Source organism: Curvibacter sp. Hmag1.1, from assembly GCF_059769165.1.
This window is the reverse complement of sequence record NZ_JBMBGX010000002.1, coordinates 2,453,113-2,477,076: the sequence shown is the minus strand read 5'-3', so window position 1 is coordinate 2,477,076 and position 23,964 is coordinate 2,453,113. Positions and strand designations below refer to the sequence as shown.

The 23,964-nt window shown below is 60.3% G+C and carries 24 protein-coding genes; 11 read left to right on the top strand and 13 right to left on the bottom strand.

The features are described from left to right. The first annotated feature begins 3 nt into the window (after nt 1–3). Both ACOAP0_RS12370 and ACOAP0_RS12365 read left to right on the top strand, forming a co-directional pair. Nucleotides 4–660 (top strand): TetR/AcrR family transcriptional regulator, encoded by a 657-nt coding sequence (locus ACOAP0_RS12370; RefSeq protein ID WP_087496204.1) that lies wholly within the window; start codon nt 4–6, stop codon nt 658–660. Continuing rightward, the gene (locus ACOAP0_RS12365; protein ID WP_498376633.1) at nt 660–1,442 is read left to right on the top strand and encodes a hypothetical protein; all 783 of its coding nucleotides are present in this window, start codon (nt 660–662) and stop codon (nt 1,440–1,442) included. The genes ACOAP0_RS12370 and ACOAP0_RS12365 overlap by 1 nt, the downstream gene beginning before the upstream one ends. Here ACOAP0_RS12365 and ACOAP0_RS12360 read toward each other — a convergent pair whose 3' ends face one another. After that, a complete protein-coding gene (locus tag ACOAP0_RS12360) occupies nt 1,443–3,050 on the bottom strand; it encodes a wax ester/triacylglycerol synthase family O-acyltransferase (RefSeq protein WP_498376632.1) in 1,608 nt (535 codons plus the stop codon). Between the two features lie 135 nt (nt 3,051–3,185). Between ACOAP0_RS12360 and ACOAP0_RS12355 the strand changes: the two genes are divergently transcribed. Further along, on the top strand, nt 3,186–3,440 hold the full coding sequence (locus ACOAP0_RS12355) for an acyl-CoA-binding protein (RefSeq protein WP_313868547.1): 255 nt from the start codon (nt 3,186–3,188) through the stop codon (nt 3,438–3,440). Between the two features lie 60 nt (nt 3,441–3,500). On the opposite strand, the gene ACOAP0_RS12350 is transcribed toward ACOAP0_RS12355, so the two are convergent. Further along, on the bottom strand, nt 3,501–3,824 hold the full coding sequence (locus ACOAP0_RS12350; RefSeq protein ID WP_498376631.1) for a polyhydroxyalkanoic acid system family protein: 324 nt from the start codon (nt 3,822–3,824) through the stop codon (nt 3,501–3,503). Nucleotides 3,825–3,901: 77 nt separating this feature from the next. On the opposite strand from ACOAP0_RS12350, the gene ACOAP0_RS12345 reads away from it, so the two are divergent. Further along, nucleotides 3,902–4,231: a DUF1840 domain-containing protein gene (locus ACOAP0_RS12345; RefSeq protein ID WP_087496200.1), complete on the top strand. Its 330-nt coding sequence runs from the start codon at nt 3,902–3,904 to the stop codon at nt 4,229–4,231. A 34-nt stretch (nt 4,232–4,265) separates the two neighbouring features. On the opposite strand, the gene ACOAP0_RS12340 is transcribed toward ACOAP0_RS12345, so the two are convergent. The 8 genes from ACOAP0_RS12340 to ACOAP0_RS12305 form a co-directional block, all read right to left on the bottom strand. Continuing rightward, entirely contained in the window at nt 4,266–5,237 is a 972-nt protein-coding gene (locus ACOAP0_RS12340) for a tripartite tricarboxylate transporter substrate-binding protein (protein ID WP_498376629.1), read from the bottom strand. A 200-nt stretch (nt 5,238–5,437) separates the two neighbouring features. Continuing rightward, nucleotides 5,438–6,691, bottom strand: coding sequence for a phenylacetate--CoA ligase family protein (locus ACOAP0_RS12335; protein WP_498376628.1), 1,254 nt, complete (start codon nt 6,689–6,691; stop codon nt 5,438–5,440). Nucleotides 6,692–6,777: 86 nt separating this feature from the next. After that, nucleotides 6,778–7,587 carry an ABC transporter ATP-binding protein gene (locus tag ACOAP0_RS12330; protein ID WP_087496197.1) on the bottom strand — a complete coding sequence of 270 codons (810 nt, stop codon included), beginning with the start codon at nt 7,585–7,587 and terminating at the stop codon, nt 6,778–6,780. Between the two features lie 146 nt (nt 7,588–7,733). Beyond that, on the bottom strand, nt 7,734–9,062 hold the full coding sequence (locus tag ACOAP0_RS12325; RefSeq protein WP_498376627.1) for an ABC transporter substrate-binding protein: 1,329 nt from the start codon (nt 9,060–9,062) through the stop codon (nt 7,734–7,736). A 58-nt stretch (nt 9,063–9,120) separates the two neighbouring features. Beyond that, nucleotides 9,121–10,197: a branched-chain amino acid ABC transporter permease gene (locus tag ACOAP0_RS12320; protein ID WP_087496195.1), complete on the bottom strand. Its 1,077-nt coding sequence runs from the start codon at nt 10,195–10,197 to the stop codon at nt 9,121–9,123. 26 nt (nt 10,198–10,223) lie between these two features. Beyond that, the gene (locus tag ACOAP0_RS12315; protein ID WP_300475648.1) at nt 10,224–11,153 is read right to left on the bottom strand and encodes a branched-chain amino acid ABC transporter permease; all 930 of its coding nucleotides are present in this window, start codon (nt 11,151–11,153) and stop codon (nt 10,224–10,226) included. Nucleotides 11,154–11,164: 11 nt separating this feature from the next. Continuing rightward, entirely contained in the window at nt 11,165–11,950 is a 786-nt protein-coding gene (locus ACOAP0_RS12310) for an ABC transporter ATP-binding protein (RefSeq protein WP_087496193.1), read from the bottom strand. Further along, entirely contained in the window at nt 11,947–13,899 is a 1,953-nt protein-coding gene (locus ACOAP0_RS12305; protein ID WP_087496192.1) for an AMP-dependent synthetase/ligase, read from the bottom strand. Before ACOAP0_RS12305 ends, ACOAP0_RS12310 begins: the two co-directional genes overlap by 4 nt. A gap of 175 nt (nt 13,900–14,074) precedes the next feature. On the opposite strand from ACOAP0_RS12305, the gene ACOAP0_RS12300 reads away from it, so the two are divergent. The 6 genes from ACOAP0_RS12300 to ACOAP0_RS12275 all read left to right on the top strand — a co-directional run bounded on the left by ACOAP0_RS12300 (nt 14,075) and on the right by ACOAP0_RS12275 (nt 20,071). After that, a complete protein-coding gene (locus ACOAP0_RS12300) occupies nt 14,075–14,818 on the top strand; it encodes a Crp/Fnr family transcriptional regulator (protein WP_313868537.1) in 744 nt (247 codons plus the stop codon). 41 nt (nt 14,819–14,859) lie between these two features. Continuing rightward, the gene (locus ACOAP0_RS12295; RefSeq protein ID WP_498376626.1) at nt 14,860–16,860 is read left to right on the top strand and encodes a putative bifunctional diguanylate cyclase/phosphodiesterase; all 2,001 of its coding nucleotides are present in this window, start codon (nt 14,860–14,862) and stop codon (nt 16,858–16,860) included. Nucleotides 16,861–16,898: 38 nt separating this feature from the next. Then, nucleotides 16,899–17,147, top strand: a complete 249-nt coding sequence (locus tag ACOAP0_RS12290) for a DUF3297 family protein (RefSeq protein ID WP_087496189.1) — start codon at nt 16,899–16,901, stop codon at nt 17,145–17,147. A gap of 18 nt (nt 17,148–17,165) precedes the next feature. Beyond that, entirely contained in the window at nt 17,166–17,678 is a 513-nt protein-coding gene (locus ACOAP0_RS12285) for a retropepsin-like aspartic protease family protein (RefSeq protein WP_498376625.1), read from the top strand. 286 nt (nt 17,679–17,964) lie between these two features. Continuing rightward, complete coding sequence (locus ACOAP0_RS12280) at nt 17,965–18,795, top strand: pseudouridine synthase (RefSeq protein ID WP_498377776.1); 831 nt, start codon at nt 17,965–17,967, stop codon at nt 18,793–18,795. 13 nt (nt 18,796–18,808) lie between these two features. Then, nucleotides 18,809–20,071 carry a lipase family alpha/beta hydrolase gene (locus ACOAP0_RS12275; RefSeq protein ID WP_498376624.1) on the top strand — a complete coding sequence of 421 codons (1,263 nt, stop codon included), beginning with the start codon at nt 18,809–18,811 and terminating at the stop codon, nt 20,069–20,071. 18 nt (nt 20,072–20,089) lie between these two features. Here the strand turns inward: ACOAP0_RS12275 and ACOAP0_RS12270 are convergent, their stop codons facing one another. Beyond that, complete coding sequence (locus ACOAP0_RS12270; protein ID WP_498376623.1) at nt 20,090–20,356, bottom strand: TfoX/Sxy family protein; 267 nt, start codon at nt 20,354–20,356, stop codon at nt 20,090–20,092. A gap of 18 nt (nt 20,357–20,374) precedes the next feature. After that, complete coding sequence (locus ACOAP0_RS12265) at nt 20,375–20,953, bottom strand: hypothetical protein (protein WP_498391424.1); 579 nt, start codon at nt 20,951–20,953, stop codon at nt 20,375–20,377. 139 nt (nt 20,954–21,092) lie between these two features. Here ACOAP0_RS12265 and htpG point away from each other — a divergent pair, with 139 nt between their 5' ends. After that, complete coding sequence (gene htpG / locus ACOAP0_RS12260) at nt 21,093–23,087, top strand: molecular chaperone HtpG (protein ID WP_498376621.1); 1,995 nt, start codon at nt 21,093–21,095, stop codon at nt 23,085–23,087. A 132-nt stretch (nt 23,088–23,219) separates the two neighbouring features. On the opposite strand, the gene ACOAP0_RS12255 is transcribed toward htpG, so the two are convergent. After that, nucleotides 23,220–23,960 (bottom strand): metallophosphoesterase family protein, encoded by a 741-nt coding sequence (locus tag ACOAP0_RS12255; protein ID WP_498376620.1) that lies wholly within the window; start codon nt 23,958–23,960, stop codon nt 23,220–23,222. Nucleotides 23,961–23,964 lie beyond the last annotated feature (4 nt).

Sequence of the window (23,964 nt, the reverse complement as noted above, 5' to 3'; positions counted from 1 at the left end):
CCCATGGTTAAAAAAGCGCCGCGGCGTACTGCCGAGCGGATACTGGAAACCACCCTGGAGCTGTTCAACCGCTTCGGGGAGCCCAATGTATCGACCACGCTGATTTCGGCAGAACTCGGCATCAGCCCCGGGAATTTGTATTACCACTACCCGGCCAAAGACGAGCTGATCAACTCCCTGTTTGACCGCTACGAACGTTCGCTTAATGAGGTGCTCAACGCCAGTGACAACGTCCGCGATGTGGAAGACGCTTGGTTTTTCATGCACACGCTGTTCGAGCTGATCTGGCAGTACCGCTTTTTGTACCGAGACCTGAACGACCTGCTCAGCAAAAACAGGCGCCTGGAAACCCACTTCCAAAGCGTGCTGAAGAACAAGACCCGCTCGATACGTGCCATGCTCGAGTCAATGGCTCGCGCAGGCGCCTTGCGCATGGATGTGCGCGAAATGGAGCCTACCGCTACCAGCATGGTGGTAGTCCTCACTTACTGGCTGAGTTTTGAATATGTGCGCGACCCGCGCAACGCACTGGAGCCGGAAAGCGCGCAAGCTGCCCTGTTGCGCGGCGGTCAACATGTGCTGAATCTTCTGGTCCCCTACCTTGAAGCCCAGCAACGCAGTCATTTGTTGCAACTCAGCGGTGCCTACACCAGCTCCTGATGCACGGCACTCCGGTCTGGGACCCTTACCCCTACGTGCATCAGCACCTGTTTGACAGCGAGAACCTGCAAAACCACTGGGCGCGCCTGCACGATGGTGATCAGGAACCCCTGCCCCTAGACCCCGAGGTGTTGCAGGCTTGGGTCCGGTACCATCGCGGCGAGTTCGAAGCAGCGTTCCGCGCAGGGCGTTTGCTCGGCCCGGCCGGCTACGCCGTGATGAACAAGGCGTGCCTGATCCAAGCGGACTACTTGGAGCGCAACGAAGCCGCCCGCTTGAAGTTGTATTTCGATACCGCAGAGCGCGCAAAAGCCCACATGGCGGCAGAGCCCGGCAACCCCAATGCGCACTACTTTTATGGCTATGCCTTGGGCCGCTACAGCCAGAGCACCAGTGTGGCGCAAGCGCTGGCCAAGGGTTATGGCGAAAAAATCAAAACTGCGTTCGAAACCACTATTGGCTTGAGCCCTCGCCATGCAGATGCACATATTGCATTGGGCTCGTTCCATGCAGAGGTGATCGACAAGGTGGGCGCCATGATCGGCAACATGACATACGGAGCCAAGCGCGAAACCGCCTTGCACCATTTCCGCACGGGCTTGGCGCTCATCCCACGCGCTGCCATCGCGCTGACTGAATACGCACGTGGCTTGCTCATGCTCGACATCCAGCAGTTTGAATCCGAGGCCATGTGCCTCTATGAACAAGCTGCAGCCGTACAGCCTCTGGACGCGATGGAGCACCTCGGCGTGCTCCAGGTTCAGGCCGAACTGGCGAGCTGATCAGTCGCCCCAGGGCAACATCAGCGTCAGCATGGAGAGCTTGGCAAACTCAGGCTCGAACTGGTCAATGATTTTCTGGGGATCCGGGCACAAGGTCGCATCCGTCACCACGCCGAACTGTACCCCTCCGCCGTAACTCAGGATGGACACACCCAGGCCCACGGATCCGCTCTGGGGCACCCAGAACAGGTTTTCCTCAATCGTGGCGCCGCAGATTTTGAGCTTATCGCGCGGACCCGGCACATTGGTCATGACAGCAGTGGTCTTTTTGGAGAACAGGCTCAAAAGGGCATCCTGGGCAGGCTTGATCAGCAAACCTGCCACCGCCAACAGGCCGAAGGCCAGCAGAGGCTGCATGCTGCCCTTCAGGCCTCGCATGCGGGTGCGGACTTCATACACCCGCTCGACCGGGTTTTCCAGGCCAATCGGCAACACCAAAGGGGCCAAGCCGAACTGGTTGCCCAACTTGTAGGCGTGCTCCAGTGGCCGCAGGTTCACCGGCACCATGGCACGGATTTCCTTGCCTGCTACCGCATCGCCTTGCTCGCGCAGGTACTCTCCAATCGCACCCGCCACGCAACTCAGCAACACATCATTGATGGAGCAATTCAAGGCCTTACCCACCGCTTTCACCTCCTCCAGCGGCAACGGCGCGCACCACGCCACACGCTTTGCATTCCCGGGCTGCCCTTTGAGCCGCGTGGGCGAATCGTCGGGCATCAAAGCTAAAGCGGCCAAGTCACTCACCACCTGGTAGGCCATCTTTGCCATGTCGACCGAGCTGTGCATGCCCGACTCCATGCCCTTCTGGGGCTCCATCAACAGCGACATGGACTTCACCGCACCATCTCCGGCTGCGCTCAGCGCTTTCACGGCCATGTGGGTCAATGGCTTGAGCAAGGCATCGCTCAGCCATTCTTCTGCGCCATCCAGCCCTTGGGCACGCTCAGGTTTGCTACGGCGTTGCGGTGGCGGGCTGCCGCCGTCCACCAAGGATTGGGTTACTGAAATCAGGGCAATACCATCTGCAATGCAATGGTGAATGCGCACCATCAAGGCAGAACCGCCTTTGTAGTTCTCTACCAAATGGAACTGCCAGAGCGGCCGGCTGCGATCCAGCGGCTCCATGGTCAGGGCAGCCAGTCGCTCCTGCAAGGCCTCCTGCTCCCGGCCGCGCGGCTTTTTGGCCAATGTCTCAGTTACCACATGCCGGTCGATATCGAAGTTGGCATCCTCCACCCAACTGGCCCCGGCAGCGTCTTCCACCACGCGCTGTTTGAACCGGGGGTACTTCAACAGCCGATCTTCCACACGCTGCTTCAGGTCTGCGAGGGGCAAGCCGGGTTTGGTGACCCACACGCCCACGATCATCATGAGGTTGGAGCTGGAATCCATGCGCAACCAGGCCGTGTCCACCTTGGACATACGTTCGCCATTCAGGCCCAAGGTACCGATCACGGCATCAGCCACATTTTTTTGCACCGCTTCGGCTGCCTTGCGTGTACGACGCACCACCTTTTTGGCGACCGGTACACCGGATAGTGCAGCTTTGGAGACGGGGGTGCGGGCCTTGTCGGCAACGTTCTTGGCAGTGACGCGGGTGACCATGGTTTCTCCGGACGGAACGGGTATGGGGGCGAACGCCTATTCTGGGGGCAAAACGCCGCTTAAGATACGGGTGAAGCACCTGCTTGCATCGGGTGTTCCCCCTAGTTCCTTGCACAAACCCGAACGGAGAAAACCATGGCCGATCTGAAAGCCGCTTTCGAAGCCGCTGTTGCCAATTCCAAAAACCTGAGCGAGCGCCCCGACAACGGCACCCTGCTCAAGATTTACGCCCTCTACAAACAAGCCACCGCGGGTGACAACACCGAAAAAAAACCCGGTTTCGCCGACATGGTGGGCCGTGCCAAATGGGATGCCTGGAATGGTTTCAAAGGCACCAGCAACGATGACGCCATGCAGCAGTACATCGATCTGATTGAATCTTTGAGCTAAATCAGCTCTTGGCGCCCGCGCAGCATGCGCGGGCAGCTATCAAAAAAGTAGCGCGTCACGCTACTTTTTTTTCGCCCCACCTTTGGCAGCCGCTTTGGGTTTGAGCAGTTGATCGAGGTTTTTGACAATCTCGGCCTCAATCTTGTCTTTGAAAGCCCCGAGCAAAAAGCCCAGCTTGGCGCTGAGTTCGAACTTCGAATCGCTCACCTGCAACATGCCGCTGACTCCCGAGCGCTTGAAGATTACTTCATCCAGCCCCTCACCCTCGACATAGGTGCACTCCATGTCGAAATCCTGTTCAGCCTGCTCGGCCCACTGAAAGGCAATTTTGCGTGCAGCGGCAAAGCCCAGGCTGTGTTCGCGCAGTATGTGTAAGTCCGCCATGGGTGCTCCTCTTGTCAGTATGCTGTGGGTGCTGCATTTGCAGTTAACGGCATCATAAAACCACTGCGGGCTCCGCCATGCTTTACAAATTCAAATCCAAAGTAGCCAGCGACGTCATCATGCTGGAACCCAATGGCCGGCAGATTCTGGCTTTGTGGGGGCGCACCGGCGAAGAGAGCTTGCGCAAAGGCATCTTGCTGGCTGCAGACATGCCCGTTGCCATCAGCGCGCTCGAAGAAGCCATCGCCAAAGAGGAGGCCCAACGCGCCCAAGCTGCCTTGGAGGCACAAGAAAAAGGGGAAGACACGACCCCGACCGGTGTGAGCTTGCGCCAACGGGCCACGCCCTTGCTGGACATGGCCCGCCGCAGCATGGCTGCGGGCAAGGACATCACTTGGGGTGTGTGACCCGGCGAGCGGGCCAGACAGGTTTCAGGCCGAATCAGTCAGCGTAGACGCCGGCGGCCTTGATGATGGGGGTCCACTTGGCGATTTCAGCCGCCACGAACTTCTTGTGCTCCGCAGGTTCGACACGCTTGTCAGTCACCACCACGGCACCCAGCGCTTCTTGCTTCTTGATGAAATCAGCGTCTTTCAAGGCTGCCTTCAAAGCGGTGTTGAGCTTGGCCTGAATGTCAGCGGGTGTGCCTTTGGGGGCATACAGGCCGTGCCAGATGGTCACCTCGAAGTTGGACAGACCCTGGCTTTGCAGTGTCGGCAGGCTCTTCAAAGCAGCGGTTGTCAAAGGCTTGGCAGTAGTGACTGCGTAAGCATTCACTTTCTTCCCTTCGATCTGCTGGCTGGTGTTGGTGGTCTGGTCGCACATCAGGTCGATCTGGCCACCGATCAGGTCGGTCATCGCAGGTGCGGTGCCTTTATAAGGCACGGTCGTCATGTCGACCTTGATGGCGTTCTGGAACAGCAAGCCGCACAGGTGAGACGCAGAACCGATGCCGGCGTTACCGAGGTTGATCTTGCCGACGTTCTGGCCGATCCAGGTGGTGAGTTCCTTGTAGGTCTTGGCAGGCAGGTCGGGCTTGCCGATCAGGGTCATGGGCACATCGTTGATCATGCCCAGATACTCGAAATCAGACTCGACCTTGAAGGGCATGTTGCGCAACAAGCCGGGCATGGTGCCCATGGCAATGTGGTTCAACAACAGGGTATAGCCGTCCGGCGCGGCCTTGGCCACTTTGCTGGAGCCGATAGAGCTGCCTGCACCCGCTGCGTTGTCGATGATGATGCTCACATCACCCAGCTGCTTGCGCAGTGATTCACCCAAATCGCGAGCCACGCGGTCAGTAGGACCGCCGGCAGCAAACGGCACCACGATGGTGATGGGCTTGGAGGGATACGCCTGTGCGAAGGCCGAAATCGAAAACATGGCAGCCGTCGCAACGAATAGTTTTTTCATGGTTTGTCTCCTGGTTAATGGATGCAGTCTAGCCCGCCCCACACTGTGTTGTCATGTGGAAAGCACCTAGCTCGCGGGGCTATTAAAAATGAGAATGAGCATTCCCGCAGAAGCAAGGTTATCGGGTCCGGCACAGCGAGGTAACTGTGGTGTTCAACAGCTCGGGAAAACCCTGAGACCCGCAACAGCGGGCCTCCTGCTCAGCGGTAACTGCGTGCGTCTTCGATGACTTTGCCGTCATTGGGCAGGCTGCCCGGAGACAACAGTTGCACATCCCCACGCAGCTTGGTCACATCGCGCACCGCATCAGCCACACGCTGCGCAAGGCCCTCGGGTTGACCTGCAACCTCCAGCATCAGGGTCATCTGGTCATTGGCCATTTCACCGCTGACCACCAGACGGGCCTTGTGCACCTCAGGGAAACGCTTGGCCACTTCATCCACCTGCTTGGGGTGCACGAACATGCCGCGCACCTTGGTGGTTTGGTCGGCACGCCCCATCCAGCCTTTGATGCGGGTGTTGGTGCGCCCGGTCGGGCACTGCCCGGCCAGAACCGCTGAAAGGTCGCCGGTGCCGAAACGGATCAAGGGGTAGTCCGGGTTCAGACTGGTAACCACCAACTCGCCCACTTCACCTTCGGGCACCGGGTCACCGGTGCCGGGCCGCACGATCTCCACGATCACCTGCTCATCCAGCACCAAACCCTCGCGCGCACTGGTTTCGTAGGCAATGAGACCCAGATCCGCAGTGGCATAGCACTGATAACCATCCACCCCGTGGGCGGTGAACCAGTCGCGCAACGAAGGTGGAAACGCCTCGCCACCGAACATGGCTTTGCGCACGGTAGGCAGGGCAACGCCCATTTCCAGTGCCTTCTCGAGAATGATTTTCAGGAAGCTGGGGGTACCGATGTAGCCGGCGGGCTGTAACTCGGCCATAGCCTGAACTTGCTGCTCGGTCTGACCGGTGCCGCCTGGAAACACTGTGCACCCCAAGGCATGGGCACCCGTCTCCATCATGGAGCCGGCAGGCACAAAGTGGTAGCTGAAGCTGTTGTGAATCAGCTCGCCGGGACGAAAGCCCGCCGCGTAGATGGCCCGAGCCATGCGCCAGTAGTCCCGCGCTGTGCCTTCGGGCTCATAAATGGGGCCCGGGCTGGCAAACACGCGGGTCATGGCGCTGCCGAACCCAATGGCACTGAAACCACCGAACACGTTCCCGCCCTGTTGGCGCGCAGCCTGCTGCAGCGCCTGCAACTCGGATTTGCGGGTCACCGGCAGTCGCGCCAGTGCCGCTCGGTCGGTAATGCTGGCAGCGTCCACGCCCTGCAGGATGGAGGCAAATGCCGGACTGTGTTGCTGCGCGTGGGCGACCTGCCGGGGAAGTGCCGACATGTGGGCAGCATCGCGCTCGGCCTGCGAACGGATTTCCAAGGCGTCGTAGGCGGGGGTCATAGGCTCTCCGTCAGCTGGTTTGCTATTATTTCAGGAGCTACTCGCGCACACCGGATGGGCGCTAGAAGCACTTTTCTATCAAAAAATCAGGCCAGCCAGCGCTTGCGGCGCTTGTAGCTCTTTACGTCTTTGAAGCTCTTGCGTTCACCGCCACCCACACCGAGGTAGAACTCCTTGACGTCTTCATTGCTGCGCAAGTCTTCCGCGGCACCGTCCATCACCACGCGACCGCTTTCCATGATGTAGCCGTAGTCAGCGTATTTCAGCGCCATGTTGGTGTTCTGCTCGGCCAGCAGGAAGGTCACCTTCTCTTTGGCGTTGAGGTCTTTCACGATCTCGAACACCTCTTCCACGATCTGTGGCGCCAGGCCCATGGAGGGTTCATCCAGCAGCACCATGCTGGGGTTGGCCATGAGCGCGCGGCCGATGGCGCACATCTGCTGCTCACCACCGGAGGTGTAAGCCGCCTGGCTGGTGCGGCGGGTTTTGAGGCGGGGGAAATAGTTGTAGACCTTTTCGAGGTTAGCCGCCACCTCGGCCTTGCTCTTGCGGGTGTAGCCACCGGTCAACAGGTTTTCTTCAATGGTCAGGTGGGCAAAACAATGGCGCCCCTCCATCACCTGCACCACACCGCGTTGAACCAGGTCGGCAGGGCTCAGGTTTTCGATGCGTTCACCGCGCAGCTCAATGCTGCCCTTGGTGACTTCACCTCGCTCACCCGCCAACAGGTTGGACACAGCTCTCAAGGTCGTCGTTTTACCCGCCCCATTACCCCCAAGGATGGCCACGATGCCGCCTTCGGGCACCTGAAGGGAAACCCCCTTGAGTACCAGAATGACGTGGTTGTAAATGACCTCAATGCCATTCACGTTGAGAACGATGTTTTTCGGTTCCATAGGTTCGCCTTTACCAATCGACAGACCTGCGCAGCAAGCCTGTCGATTGGCGGCCCGTCAGGGCCGCTTCCCCTCCCGCTCAGCGGGAGGGGTTGGAGAGGGTGCAGTCAGGACAGCAAAACTGCCGTCTTGATCTGCACAGCAGATCAAGACTGGCAGTCCGCAGGTGTGCGGGCAGTCAGCTTCTTCTCTGCGGCGTACTTGGCAGCGGTAGTCTTGACCAAGGGCTTGATGATTTGCTCATCGCCTTGCAGCCAATCCGAGGTGAACTGCCACTTGGCGCCGTCCCAAGTGTGGATACGGGCCCAGGACGCACCCATGTGGTCCATGCACGAGGTGCTGATGGGGCGCATCACGCCGGCAAAGCCGAGTGCATCCAGCTTGGGCTGGGTCAGGTTCAGGTTCTCCAGACCCCAACGGATTTGCTCACCGGTCATGACCTTGCCTTTGCCGAAGCGGTCTTGTGCAGAGCGCACACCTTCGATCGCCAGCATGGCGCTCATGGCACCGCGCATGTAGAGCACCTGGCCGACTTCTTCTTTCGGTCCGGTGCCCTGGCCCTTGCCGTGCACCATGGCCATCACGTCCTTGACCAACTTGGAGTTGGGTTCGGCTCCGTGCTGCATGGTCACTGCGTTGTAGCCCTTGGCGCCTTCCGCAACGTCTTTCACGTCCGGCTCAGCACCGGCCCACCACACGCCGTACATCTTTTCGCGGGGGTAGCCGGTGGCTTGTGCTTCCTTGATGGCGGTGGAGTTCATCACACCCCAGCCCCACAGGACCACGTAGTCAGGACGGTTCTGGCGCACCTGCAGCCAAGTGGCCTTTTGCTCCACGCCGGGGGCCGTTACGGGCAACAGGGTCAGGTTGAAACCGTGCATGGCTGCACGCTCTTGCAACAAGGGGATAGGCTCTTTGCCGAACGGACTGTCGTGGTAGACCAGCGAAATCTTCTTGCCTTTGAGCTTGTCGAAACCGCCTTCCTTCTTGGCCATGGCTTGCATGATGGCATCTGCAGCCACCCAGTAAGTGCCGGCAATCGGGAAGTTCCACTTGAAGACGGAACCATCCGCGCTTTCACTACGGCCATAACCCACAGTCACCACAGGGATCTTGTCCGCAGGTGCTTTTTCGGTAATCGCGAACGTAGCGCCAGTGGACAGAGGTTGCACAAACGATGCCCCCTTGCCCTTCAGGCGCTCATAGCACTCCACGCTGCGGGCTGTGTCATAGCCGGTTTCGCATTCTTCAAAGCTGAATTTCACGCCATTGATGCCGCCGCGGGCATTGGTGAGCTTGATGTAATCCACATAGCCGTTGGCCCATGGCACTCCGTTGGGCGCGTAGGGCCCGGTGCGGTACGACAGCACCGGAATGAACTGCTCCTTGGCTTGCGCGAAAGCATTGCCTGCCATCAGGCCGGATGCACCGGTAGCCACCAGAGTGCTTGCGAGTACGAGTTTAGAAAGCTTCATTTGTCTCTCCTGTAATAAGTGGTTGAAGCACGGGGAAAACACGGAACCTGACCCTCCCTCAGTGAGGGAAAGGCCACAAACGCAATTTCTGTTTGCCGATGGACCACAGCTTGGCCAGGCCGTGGGGCTCGACGATCAGGAACCAGACAATCAGACCGCCGAACACCATCAGCTCGGCATGCGAGACAGCGGCTGTGGAGATCTCAAATCCGAACAGACCAGCCAAGGCAGGCAGGAACTGACTCAAGAAGATGGGCAAAACCACGATGAAAGCCGCACCGAAGAAGCTGCCCATGATGGAGCCCATGCCACCTATGATCACCATGAACAGCAGTCGGAACGACTGGTCCACCGAGAAGGCCGCAGGCTCCCAGGCACCGAGGTAAATGAAGCCCCACAAGGCACCGGCGACACCCACGATGAAAGAGCTCACCGCGAACGCACTCAGCTTGGCGTACATGGGGCGAATGCCGATCACCGCAGCAGCCACGTCCATGTCGCGAATCGCCATCCATTCACGTCCCACGGCGCCACGCACCAGGTTCTTGGCCAGCAAGGCAATCACCACAAGCAGCGACAGACAGAAGATGTACTTGGCCAGAGGAGATTCGAGCGAGAGACCGAATACCTGCAAATTGGACACCGACACCGAGCCCGAAGGCGAGTTGTTGGTGAACCACTGAATGCGCAAGAACATCCAGTCTGCAAAAAACTGAGCCGCCAGTGTGGCTACCGCAAGATACAAGCCCTTGACGCGCAAACTGGGCAGCCCGAAGACCATGCCGAACAGCATGGAGCTCACACCACCCAGCAGCAGTGCGACCAACAAAGGCATGCCCTCAATGCGCACAAAGAAGTTGTATGCCGCGTAGGCGCCTACCGCCATAAAAGCGCCGGAGCCCAGCGAAATCTGGCCGCAGAAGCCCACCAGAATATTCACGCCGACAGCGGCCAGCGAGAAAATCAAGAAGGGAATCAGGATCGCCCGGAACAGGTAGTCGCTGGCCAACATGGGCACCAGCGCAAAGCCCACCAGCAAGAGGGCTGCGATGGCCATGCGGTCTTGCAGAATGGGAAATATCTGCTGGTCCGCACGGTAGGTGGTTTTGAATTGGCCGTTTTCTCTGTAGAACATGGTTGTCTCTTATCGTTGTAACGGGTTCAAACGCGGTCGATGATCTTCTCGCCGAACAAGCCCTGGGGCCGGATCAGCAGGAAACCAAGCGCCAAAACATAGGCGAACCAGATCTCGATACCGCCACCCACATAAGGCCCGAGGTACACCTCGGACAGCTTTTCGCCCACGCCGATGATCAGACCGCCCACGATCGCACCGGGTACCGACGTCAGCCCCCCCAGAATCACCACCGGCAGCGCACGCAAGGCCACGGTGGTCAATGAAAACTGCACACCCAGCTTGCTGCCCCAGATCATTCCGGCCACCAGGGCCACCACACCGGCCACGCACCAGACGATGACCCAGATACGGTTGAGTGGAATACCGATGGACTGCGCAGCCTGGTGGTCATCCGCCACGGCGCGCAGGGCGCGGCCCGTTGCTGTTTTCTGGAAAAACACGCTCAGCAGGGCCACCAGTGCAGCAGCGATGATGGCGGCGTAAAAGTCTTCCTTGTTGATCAGGATGCCGCCTTCAAAGGTGCTCTCCAAAATCATCACCGGGTCCTTGGGCATGCCGATATCGATCTTGTAGATGCTGCTGCCGAAGATGCTTTGGCCCAGCCCTTCCATGAAGTAAGTGATGCCCAGGGTGGCCATCAGCAAGGTGGTGCCTTCCTGGTTCACCAGATGGCGCAAGACCAAGCGCTCAATGATCCAAGCCACCACAAACATCACAACACCCGCACCCACAAAGGCCAGTACGTTGGCCGCCACCGGGGAAGTGATGCCCAGATACACCGGAATCCATTCCGCGAAGCGCGCCATCGCCAAAGCGGCAAACAGCACCATCGCGCCTTGGGCAAAGTTAAAGACGCCTGAGGCTTTGAAAATCAGCACAAAGCCCAACGCGACCAGCGAATACAACATGCCGGCCATCAGGCCGCCGAGTAAGGTTTCAAGGAAAAAAGCCATGGTGTTTTCTTTCAGTGGCTGGTGCCGAGGTAGGCGCTGATCACGTCTGCGTTGTTGCGCACTTCGTCCGGAGTGCCATCGCCGATTTTTTTGCCGTAGTCCAGCACCACCACGCGGTCGCTGATGTCCATCACCACGCCCATGTCGTGCTCGATCAACACTACCGTCGTGCCGAACTCATCGTTTACGTCGAGCACGAAGCGGCACATGTCCTGCTTCTCTTCGACGTTCATGCCGGCCATGGGCTCATCGAGCAACAGCACTTGGGGTTCCATCGCCAGCGCGCGACCCAAGTCGACCCGCTTTTGCAGGCCGTAAGGCAGCTGACCCACAGGCGTCTTGCGGTAGGCCTGGATTTCCAGGAAATCGATGATGCGCTCCACCGCCTCGCGGTGCTGAATCTCTTCCCTCTCGGCCGGGCCGATGCGCAGGGCCTGCATCAGGATGTTGCTTTTGATCTTGAGGTTGCGCCCGGACATGATGTTGTCCAGCACGCTCATGCCCTTGAACAAGGCCAGGTTCTGAAAGGTGCGGCCTATGCCCATGGTGGCCACTTGGTGGCTGTCCATGTGCTTGAACTGCTGCCCGCGGAAAGTGATAGCACCTTCCTGAGGGGAGTAGACCCCGTTGATGCAGTTCAGCATCGAGCTTTTGCCGGCGCCGTTGGGGCCGATGATGGCGCGGATCTCATGTTCCCGCACATCGAAGCTGATGTCGGTCAGCGCCTTCACGCCACCGAAACGCAAGGATATGTTTTTGACGTCCAGAATGACGTCGCCGATCTTTTTATCGCTCATGCTGCAGCCTTTACGGGGGCAAAGGTTTTGGTGTCTTCGATGCGCAGCGTGGCGCTGACGCTGCCGGTGCGGCCGTCTTCAAACTTCACCACGGTCTCGATGAACTGACTGGTCTTGCCCTCGTACAGTGCATCCACCAACACTTGGTACTTCTCGGCAATAAAGCCGCGACGGACCTTGTTGGTGCGGGTCAATTCACCATCGTCTGCATCCAGCTCTTTGTGCAGCACCAGGAAGCGGCTGATCTGGCTGCCAGCAAGCAGCGCATCCTCGCTCAGGTCGGCATTGACCTTCTCCACGCACTCTTTGATCAGGTCGTACACCTGTGGCTTCTGGGCCAGATCGGTGTAGCCGGCATACGGCAGATTGCGGCGCTCAGCCCAGTTGCCTACGGCATCAAAGTCGATGTTGATGAGCACACATACCTTCTCTCGGCCATCGCCATAAGCCACCACTTCCTTGATGTGCTGGAAGAACTTGAGCTTGTTCTCCACGTACTTGGGAGCAAACATCGCATCGTTGAACGCACCACCTTTGAGGCGGCCCACGTCTTTGACGCGGTCGATGATCTTCAGGTGGCCATGAGAATCGATGAAGCCTGCGTCACTGGTGTGGTACCAGCCGTCGGCCGTCAACACCTCGGCAGTCGCCGCTGGATTCTTGTAGTACTCCTTGAGCAGGCCGGGCGACTTGACCAGAATCTCGCCGTTCTCAGCCACCTTGATTTCCACACCTTCGCAAGGAATGCCCACTGTGTCGGCGCGGGCCTGGTTGTCCGGCTGCAGGCACACAAACACCGCGGTCTCGGTAGATCCGTAGAGCTGCTTGAGGTTGATGCCGATGGAGCGGTAGAAGGTAAACAGGTCCGGGCCGATGGCTTCACCGGCGGTGTAGGCCACGCGCACGCGGCTGAGGCCCAGGGTGTTTCGCAAGGGGCCATACACAAACACATTGCCCAGGGCATACAAGGCCCGGTCTGCACCCGACACCTCCAGCCCATCCATCAACGCGGGGCCCACACGCTTGGCCACGTTCATGAAGTAATGGAACATGTTGCGCTTGATGCTGCCCGCATCTTCCATGCGGATCATCACGCTGGTGAGCATGCCCTCAAACACCCTAGGCGGTGCAAAGTAATAGGTCGGGCCGATTTCTTTCAGATCGATAGTGGCCGTCGCGCTGCTCTCAGGGCAATTCACCACGTAGCCACAGGACAACCACTGGGCGTAGCTGAAGATGTTCTGGCCGATCCATGCGGGGGGCATGTACGCCAGCACTTCCTCGGCACTCGTGAGCTTGTCGAACTCCGCGCCTGCACGTGCCCGGTTGAGCAAGGAGTCATGGGTATGCACCACGCCCTTGGGGTTGCCTGTAGTACCCGAGGTGAAGAACATGGCAGCCACGTCGGTATGCGTGATTTTGGCCACTTCATCGCGGAAGAACGCCGGGTGAATCGCTGCGAATGCCTTGCCGGCGGCTTGCAACTCGTCCATGCCAGCCAACCCCGGCTGGTCGTAATTCCGCAGGCCGCGGGGGTCGTCAAAGTAGATGTGCTGAAGCTGCGGGCACTGCTCGCGCACCTCCAGCAGCTTGTCGACCTGCTCCTGGTCTTCAGCGAATGCAAAGCGCACTTCAGCGTTATTGATAGGGAACACGCACTCAGGGGCTGCAGCATCCTGGTAGAGCGGAATAGGCACAGCGCCCAGGCTTTGGACGGCCAGCATGGTGGCGTACAGGCGGGGGCGGTTGGCGCCCACTACCACCATGTGGTCACCGCGCTGCAAACCAGCTTGATGCAGCCCGGCGGCGAGATGCTCCACCATCACGGCCAGGTCGCCCCAGCTCAGTGATTGCCAGATGCCGTATTCCTTTTCGCGCATGGCAGCGGCCTGCGGGCGCTGACTCGCGTGCTGCAGCAGAAGCTGCGGAAATGTCGTGTGCGTACCCATTGCGTGTCACCTCGTTATGCCCGCTGCATGCTGGTCGCGGACTTTGGTATGGGGCGAATGGTAGGACGGCGTTTGACGTCAGGTTGTCGTTTGGACGACAATTCAGACGAATCTCGGTAGGTGTTTTCCCTTCGCTGAACGGCAACTTACACGCGGGTTACATGAAGCTTTCACCATGCCCCACACACGCACTGCACACGCCTCAGACGCCACGCTGCACCAGCGTCGTCGCCCACTGACTGACGCTGAGTTGGACGCCATTCCGTGGCTGCACTTGCTGGCCCCCACCGACCGGGAACGCGCCGTCGATGACCTGCGCATTGCAGAGGCCGCACCGGGCGAATACATGTGCCGCATGGGGCGCCCGGTGACCTACTGGTTCGGCGTGATTGACGGCCTGCTGAAGATGAGCACTGACAACGCAGAAGGCCAGACCATGACCTTCACCGGTGTTCCGCCCGGTGGTTGGTTCGGTGAAGGCACTGCACTCAAGCGCGAGACCTACCGTTACAACATTCAAGCCCTGCGCAAGAGCCTGGTCGCCGGTTTGCATGTGGATACCTTTCATTGGCTGCTGGACCACTCGATTGCTTTCAACCGCTTTGTGATGAACCAGCTCAATGAGCGCCTGGGTCAGTTCATCGCTGCACGCGAAATCGACCGCATGACCAACCCCGACATCCGGGTCGCCCGCAGTCTGGCCTCGCTGTTCAACCCCGTGCTGTACCCTGGCGTCGGAGAGGTGCTGCGCATCACCCAGCAGGAGCTGGCGTACCTGGCCGGCCTCTCGCGCCAACGGGTCAATGAAGCACTGAACGCCCTGGAGGCGCAAGGCTTCATCAAGGTGGAATACGGCGGACTGCGTGTCTTGGATTTACAAGCCCTGCGCTCCAAAGTATTCACCCGCCAGCTGCCCTGATGCCCCTCCTCTAAGATACGAGCCAACAACAGGGAACCACTATGCTGACAAGCGAAGAGCTGGAGGCACGCAGGCAGCACTTCCGCTTGCTGGAGCGCATCAGCCTGCCGATCTGGGTGTTCGACATCGACAAGAGCCGGGTGCACTGGGCCAACGATGCGGCACTCACCCTCTGGCGCGCGCAGGGACTGCCAGAGCTGTGCAGCCGCGATATGGGGGCGGACATGTCCGCCTCGGTAGCCAAACGGCTGCGGCAATACCAAAGCGACTTTGGGCAACACGACGCCAGCTTCAGCGAGCAGTGGACCATCTACCCCGCCGGCGTACCGGTTTCCATGAACATGCAGCTCAGCGGCATCCGCCTGACAGACGGGCGCATGGCCATGCTGTGCGAAAGCCGCATCATTGAACCGGACCGTCCCGAGGCACTGCGCTCGGTAGAGGCCCTGCTGCACACCGATGTGATGATCACGCTTTATGACCGGGAAGGCGTGGTGCTCTACCGCAATCCGGCTGCGCGCGAATCGGTGCCCAACCTCAACATGCGCATGGCTGAGCGCTTTCAGGACATCGAAGCGCTGGAGCGCATGCTGGCCATGCTGGAACTGCATGGTGAAGCCACACTGACACTTCCCGCCCACACCACCCGCAACCTGCGCTGGCACGAGGTGTCGGTGCGCCTGTGCCGCGATGCGGTACCCGGGCGCGACGCAGTGCTCATGAGCGAAGTCGATGTCACCGCCATCAAGCATGCGCAAGACCACTCGCAGTACCTCGCCCGGCACGACTCCCTGACCGGCCTGCCCAATCGCAGCCATGTGATGCAGCGCTTTGCCGACACCTTGCGTGACATGGGAGAAGGCGCTACCGAGGCTGCACTGATCTACATCGACCTCGATCACTTCAAGGACATCAACGACACCCTGGGCCACGCGGCGGGTGACGCCCTGCTGGTGCAGGTTGCCGAGCGCCTTCGGGCCATCACCCGCAGCAGCGACATGGTGGCCCGGCTGGGTGGAGATGAATTCCTCATCCTGATGGTGTCCCACAACATCCGCGAAGAAGTCGACCTGGTACGCAGGCGCCTGAGCAGCACGGTCGCGCAACCCATTCATATCCATGGTGCGGAAGTCATCGTCACGCCCAGTGTGGGTGTGAGCTTTTATCCCGAGCACGGCAAGGAGCTGGATACCCTGCTGCGCAATGCCGACCTCGCCATGTACAGCGCCAAAGAGAGCGGCCGCAACGCCCTCAACATCTTCGAGTCGCCCATGGCGCAGCGCGTGCAACAGCGGCTGGAGCTGGAAACCGAACTGCGCCACGCCCTGACGCGACAGGAGTTTGAGCTGTACTACCAGCCACGCGTGGACGTGGCCACCGGCCAGGTGCGTGGGGCGGAAGCGCTGATCCGCTGGAACCACCCGCAGCGCGGGCTGGTAGGGCCGGACGCCTTTATTCCGACCTGCGAGAGCACGGGCATGATCAACGCCTTGGGCGACTGGGTGTTTGAGCAGGCTGCGCGGCAGCAAGTGCAATGGGCCCGCGAAGGCTTGGACCTGAAGATTTCTGTCAACCTTTCGCCCCGCCAGTTCCGTGACCCGGAGCTGCTGAACCGCTTGGCCCGCATCGTCACCGCCACTGCGGCACAGCCCGCGCGGCTGGAGCTGGAGCTCACCGAGTCCATGCTGCTCGGAGTGGCGCCCCACACCCATGAAACGCTGGACGATTTGCGGCGCATGGGCTTCTCCATCAGCGTGGACGACTTCGGCACCGGCTACTCCAACCTGGCCTACCTGAACCGTTTTCCGATTCAAGTGCTGAAGGTGGACAAAACCTTTGTGCAGGACATCGAGGCCAACCGCCCGGTGGCCGAGCTCATTGTGTCCATGTGCCGGCTGATGCAACTGCACATCGTGGCTGAAGGGGTGGAAACTCCGGCCCAATTGGAGTGGGTGCAGACCCAGGGCATTGGGCAATACCAGGGCTATCTGTTTGCAAAGCCCTTGCCTGCAACAGCTTTTGTAGAGAGAGTGCGGGCATAGCGCGAAGCAAACCGTCCGGGAATGAGAAAATACAGGCCATGACAAACACGACTGAACGCCCCGCCCTGCCCGACCACCTGTCTATCGACCCCCGCAGCCCTCACCATGTGGCTGCGGTGTTCGAGCACGACATCGGCATCCGCTTCAACGACAAAGAGCGCATGGACGTGGAGGAATATTGCGTCAGCGAAGGCTGGATCAAAGTGCCCGCCGGCAAGACCGTGGACCGCAAAGGCAAGCCCCTGCTGATCAAGCTCAAGGGCAAGGTTGAAGCCTTTTACCGCTAACGCAGCCACCGCTTGGTGATGGGCCCTCAAGACCGGGATGGGGACGCTGCCGCGCCCCGCCAGATCGGGCTGATTCCGCTCATCGTTTTTTGGTGCGTGGTGATGGGCCTGCTGTATGCCGGCATGAGCGTCTACCTGCAGCCCAAAAAGGCTCAAGTGCTGGCTAATGGCGACCTGATCATCCCGCGCGCCTTGGACGGACATTTCTACACCACAGGCCGCATCCAGGGCGTGGAAGTCACGTTTCTGGTGGATACCGGTGCGTCGCTGGTCACGGTTAGCGAAGCGTTTGCGCGCAAAGCCGGGCTGACCGGTGGCACCCCCACCACCTTCCGCACCGCCAACGGAGATCGCCCCGGGCGCGTGGTCGAGGGCGCGAGCCTTTCCATCGGCCCGGTGGACGCACGCAACATCAAAATTGGTGTGGGCTTACACGGAGGGGAGGACGACGAAGCGCTCCTGGGCCAGTCCTTCCTGTCCAAGTTCGACATCACGCTCAACAAAGACCACATGGTCCTCAAACCCCGCTAATGCTGGCCTGCCAGGCCATTTAGTAGCAAAATCTGCCTCTAGCGCTCATGGAATGTGCGCGAGCAGCTCTCAAAATAATAGCAACCGCACCATGACCGATCAGACTCCTCCCCGCCCCGTCCTGCGCCGCGCGCCACCGCCCGCCCTGGAGGCAGCAGCCCCCACCGGCGCACGCCGTGCACCGCCTCCCGTCGCATCCCGCGCGCCGGGCAACCGCGCCATTCCCCAGGGCCAAAGCAACACCGCAGCCCATGGCGCCGGCGGCACCGTGCGGCTGAACAAACGCATGGCCGACCTCGGCATGGCATCGCGCCGGGAAGCTGACGAGTGGATAGCCAAAGGCTGGGTCAAGGTCAACGGCAAGGTGGCCGAGATGGGCATGCAGGTGCTTCCCGATGTGCGCATCGAGATCGACAAGCAGGCCCAGGGCCAGCAGGCCAACCAGGTCACCATCCTGCTGAACAAGCCGCTGGGCATCGTGAGCGGGCAAGCCGAGGACGGGCACGAGCCCGCCATCAAGCTCATCCAGCCCCAGAACCGCTGGCGCGATGACAACGCGCGCTTCTTCTTCCACGGCAGCCAGCTCAAAAGCCTGGTGCCCGCCGGCCGGCTGGACATTGACTCCACCGGCCTGCTAGTGCTGACACAAGACGGCCGCGTGGCCCGCCAGCTCATTGGTGAAGACTCGGTGATGGAAAAGGAGTATCTGGTGCGCGTGGCTTACACCGGCGTGGAAAACCCCGGCGCGGCCAACTCACCGGCGGCGACGTACCCGGCGCTCGCTGGACGCGGCAAACCACAACAGCTGATTCGCCTGGACGATGACGACCCGGTCACCAGCGATGTGCAAAGCGTGTTCCCCCCCGAGAAGCTGCAACTGTTGCGCCACGGCCTGATCCTGGACGACCAGCGCCTGAAGCCCGCCAAAGTGGAATGGCAGAACCCGGAGCAGCTGCGCTTTGTGCTGACCGAAGGCAAGAAACGCCAGATCCGCCGCATGTGCGAGCTGGTCGGCTTGAAGGTGGTGGGCTTGAAGCGGGTGCGCGTGGGCAAGGTCATGCTAGGCAATCTTCCGGTGGGCCAGTGGCGCTACCTGCTGCCGCACGAAAAGTTTTAATCACAAGGCGCCTATGCCCACACCGCCCCGCACCAAGGTCTCCGCCAAAGCCATCGCCACAGACCTGCGGGGCGCAGCCCAGCTGGCCACCCAGGCCACCTTGGGAGTAGCGCGCATGGCCGAAGGCGTGCACCAGTCGGTGCTTGGCACGTTGGGCGCACGGGGCGACACCAGCAGCACCCTAACAGGCAGCCACCCGCAAGCCACCGGCCTGACCGGCTGGGTGTACAGCGCAGTGCGCGGAATCACCGCCCTGGTGGGCAAGTCGGCAGATACTGCCTTGCGCGCCCTCACCCCTTGGCTGGAAACCGCCGGCGCGCAGCCCCCCGAATCCCCCCAACGTGCCGCCGTAGTGGCAGCACTCAATGGCGTACTGGGCGACCACTTGGCCGCCACCGGCAACCCGCTGGCCACGCCGATGAGCTTGCGCTTTAACGGCGCTGTGCTGGACCCTGGCCAGATGCCGGCCCCGGCGGCTGTGAGCGGCAAGCTGCTGATCGTGCTGCACGGCCTGTGCATGAACGATCTGCAGTGGGAACATGCAACGGCAGACGGCTCCCCCACCAGCCACGCCGCCGCACTGGCGGACGCCCATGGCTACACCCCTGTTTTTGTGCGCTACAACACCGGCTTGCACATCTCGGTCAATGGTGCAGCGTTGTCAGAAAAACTCGGCGAGCTTGTGGCCCAGTGGCCTGTGGCGGTGGAGAGCATCACCGTGCTGGTGCACAGCATGGGCGGGCTGGTGGCACGCAGTGCCTGCGCCACCACGGAAGCAAACGCAGCTCCGTGGCGAGCCCTGCTGAAGTCCATGGTGTTTTTGGGCACGCCCCACCACGGAGCGCCGCTGGAGCGGGCGGGCAATTGGGTCGATGTGGTGCTGGGCAGCACGCCGTATTCACGCCCGTTGGCCAAGCTGGGGCAGCTGCGCAGTGCCGGCATCACCGACCTGCGCTACGGTTTGGTCCTGGAGTCTGACTGGAAAGGCCTAGACCGCTTCCGCCGCCAGCCCGACCGGCGCACCCACCTGCCCTTGCCCGGGGGAGTGGACTGCTACACCGTGGCCGCCACCGTAGCCAAACCGCGCAGCCTGCTGGCCGAGCGCCTGGTTGGCGATGGCTTGGTACCCCTGCACAGCGCTTTGGGCCGGCACGACGATGCCGGCCGTACGCTGCACTTCCCCAAAAACCGGCAAGCCGTGGTGTACCGCCTCAACCACATGGAATTGCTCAGCAGCCCCGTGGTGCGAGAGCTGTTGGTCAATTGGCTGGCCTGAGCCTGTCACAACGGCCCCTTAAGCACGGCGCTCTGCGTCTTCGAGGGCCAGCAACAGGCTGGTGCGGTGCTCGCGGGCGACTTCCTGCCAATGCAGGCCGCTGATCGCTCCCTCCAGAGCCCAAAGCAGGTTCAAGCTGGCGTTACCGCCTTGGCGCTTGACTTGGAGGTAAGCCGCCACCGAACCCAGGCGATGCAGGTCCGCCACGGTGTGGATGCCTGCGGCGATCAGCATCGCCTGTGACTTGGGGCCCAGATTGGGCAGATGGGCAAGGTGGTTGACCATGGGCGAATCTCGTAACCGTTAACTGGGTGCAGATACGGCTGTCGTATGAACTTCTTGAACCCAAAAACCTAAAGCGGACCGGATACCTCGGAGCTCAACTCGCTGACCAGTCACTGGCAAAGGCCCCACGACACGTCCTTGAACACATACCTTGCCGCTAACTGCCTCATAACGAAATGTGAAGTGCTGTTTGCACCCCTTCCCAGAACTACTGCGGGGCTCTGCCTCCAATACAACAACAGTGACTCCAGTTTGGAACTCCCCTGAGAGGTAAACCATGCCATAAAAATAACCCAAGGGCGCAGCGACCAAGACACCAGCAATAAACACTGACATCAACGGAAAACCAAGTAGCACCCTAAAAATGTGTGTGGGTATCTTTTCTTGCATCACATCGCTGAGGCGACTATGCCAAGAAGGAATGCACCAAAAGCCCAACAACAGAATTCCGCCAAGGGTAAAAATAAGCCGCCAAGCCCATGTAGTCAGCTTCGTAGTCGCGATGAGTGAGTCCGTCATTTCAGCTGTAAACCCACAGCCTAGAGCCAAAAGCAGAAAGCCTGCGACCAAAACCCAAGTGCGTTGTTTTACATTCATTCTCATAGAGCTCATTGTGCCCACCAGCCCCCCCCCCCCTCTTGAAATCGGCGCCCTCGCCCATAATTGAGGGTTGCCCGCGCCGCAGGCAGCAAGACTTGCGGCGCACATCGCTTTTTTGAGACTCAGAGACTGAACTATGACCAAGCAAACCATGAATTTCCAGGCCGAAGTAGCCCAGCTGCTGCACCTGGTGACGCACTCCCTGTACTCCAACAAAGAGATTTTCCTGCGCGAGTTGATATCCAATGCCTCTGACGCCTGCGACAAGCTGCGCTTTGAAGCCATCAACAACAGCGGCTTGTACGAGAACGACTCCGAGCTGAAAGTGAAAGTCACCTTCGACAAGGACGCCAAGACGCTGACCATCACAGACAACGGCATTGGCTTGTCGATGCAGGAAGCTATCGACAACCTGGGCACGATTGCCAAGAGCGGCACCAAAGACTTTGTGAGCAAGCTGACCGGCGACCAAAAGGCCGACAGCAACCTGATCGGCCAGTTCGGCGTGGGCTTTTACTCCGGCTTTATCGTGGCCGACAAAATCACCGTGGAATCCCGCCGTGCCGGCCTGAAGGCCGATGAAGCCGTGCGCTGGGTGAGCGACGGCGGCGCCAGCGGTGGCGGTGCGTTTGAGGTGGAAGCCATCTCGCGCGAAGCCCGCGGCACCAGCGTCATCCTGCACCTGCGCGAAGACGCTACTGATTACTCCCAGGCCTGGAAGGTCAAGGGCATCATCAACAAATACTCCGACCACATCAGCCTGCCCATCCTGATGGAAAAGGAAGAGTGGAAAGACGGCGAGTTGATCAACCCGTCGGATGAGGCCGGCGGCCGCCAGCCCGGTGGCATGGTCAAGACCGGCGAGTGGGAAACCGTCAACAAAGCCAACGCCATCTGGAGCCGTGCCAAGAAGGACGTCACCCGAGAGCAGTACGACGACTTTTACAAGCAGATCAGCCACGACTTTGAGGCGCCCCTGGCCCACACCCACAACCGCGTGGAAGGCAGCACCGAATACACCCAGCTGCTGTACATCCCGGCCAAGGCCCCGCACGACCTGTACAACCGCGACCACAAAGGCGGGCTCAAGCTGTATGTGAAGCGCGTGTTCATCATGGACGACGCCGAGGCCCTGCTGCCCAGCTACCTGCGTTTTGTGAAAGGCGTGGTGGACTCCGCCGACCTGCCCCTGAACGTGAGCCGCGAACTGCTGCAGGAAAGCCGCGACGTGAAAGCCATCCGCGACGGCAACACCAAGCGCGTGCTCTCCATGCTGGAAACCCTGGCCAAGAACGACAAGGCTCCTGAGGCCGGCACGGATGGCGTGACTGACGTGCTTAGCGCCGAAGACAAGGCCGAGCAGGAAGCCAACTTGGGCAAGTACACCAAGTTCTATACCGAATTCGGCGCGGTGTTGAAGGAAGGCTTGGGCGAAGACTTCGGCAACAAGGACCGCCTGGCCAAGCTGCTGCGCTTCGCAAGCACCACCAGCGACACCGCCACTGTTAGCCTGGCCGACTACAAGGCGCGCATGAAGGAGGGCCAAGAGGCCATCTACTACATCACCGCCGAAACGCTGGCCGCTGCCAAGAACAGCCCGCAGCTCGAAGTGTTCAAGAAAAAGGGCATTGAAGTGCTCTTGATGACCGACCGCGTGGACGAGTGGGCCCTGAACTACCTGCACGACTTTGACGGTACGCCGATGCAGTCCGTCGCCAAGGGCGCGGTGGACCTCGGCAAGCTGCAGGACGAGAACGAGAAGAAGGCCGCTGAAGAAGCCGCCGAAACCTTCAAGCCCGTGCTGGCCAAACTGAAAGAAGCACTCAAAGACAAAGCCGACGACGTGCGCGTGACCACCCGCCTGGTCGACAGCCCCGCCTGCCTGGTGGTGCAAGACGACGGCATGAGCACCCAACTGGCCCGCCTTCTCAAGCAAGCCGGCCAGAGCGCGCCCGAAGTGAAGCCCGTGCTGGAAGTGAACGCTGACCACCCGTTGGTGAAAAAGCTGGATGGCTCGGTGCATTTCCACGACCTGGCCCACATCCTCTTCGACCAAGCCTTACTGGCCGAAGGCGGCTTGCCAGCTGACCCTGCGGCTTATGTGAAGCGGGTGAACGCACTGCTGGTGTGATGCAGGCGGATTGGGGACAAACAAGCCTCTAGCGCCCACCGCATATGCGCGAGCAGCTACTTAATTTGTAGCAAACAGCAGAAGAGTAAAGCCCCGCAGTCGTGAGACTGCGGGGCTTTTTCCTGGGCGAACTCAGGCAGCCATGCAGCCCGTGCGCAGCGCATACGCCCACTCCGGCCGCCCGCGCAGATCCGCCAAACGCGCCATGGGTTCAAAGTCGTAAGGCACGCTGTGCAGCGCAGCGCTCCAGGCTCCCGCTACGCGTTCAATGATGGCATAGCGGGCGTCGGGCGATCCGTTTTCTACGACGTGCTCCATCGGCTCCAAGTCGTTATAGGCTGCCAAGCCCACGCTGCCGGGGTTGCACAACAACTGCCCGGCAAGCGAGCGCAAAGCACGGGGAATATGCGTGTGCCCGCAGGCGACGACAGCAGCGGTGATGTCGCCCAGCCGGGCTTGTATTTCATCCGCAGTCGCTGGCTCGGTTCCGCCATGCACCGCGTTTTCAAAGAAGTAATGCAGATCACTGGTGGGCGTTCCATGGCACAGGAACACATCGCCATCCAGCAGCTGCGTAGCTGGCAGCGAACGTAACCAAACCAGCTCTTCCGCACCAAGCTGCGAGTAGGCGTATGCATCCGATGCGCCACGCTGCTCTTCGGTGTGGGTCAGGATCTGGCGCTCGTGGTTACCTGCCAGGCTCAACCAGCCACTGGCCATCAGGTAGCGGGCCGTTTCCAGCGGCAACAAAGGGCCGGACAGGCTGTCGCCCAAATTGACGATGCGGTCCACGCCTCGCAGGCGAATGTCAGCCGCCACCGCCTCCAATGCGGGAAGGTTGCCGTGAATATCGGAGATGAGGGCAATACGCATGATG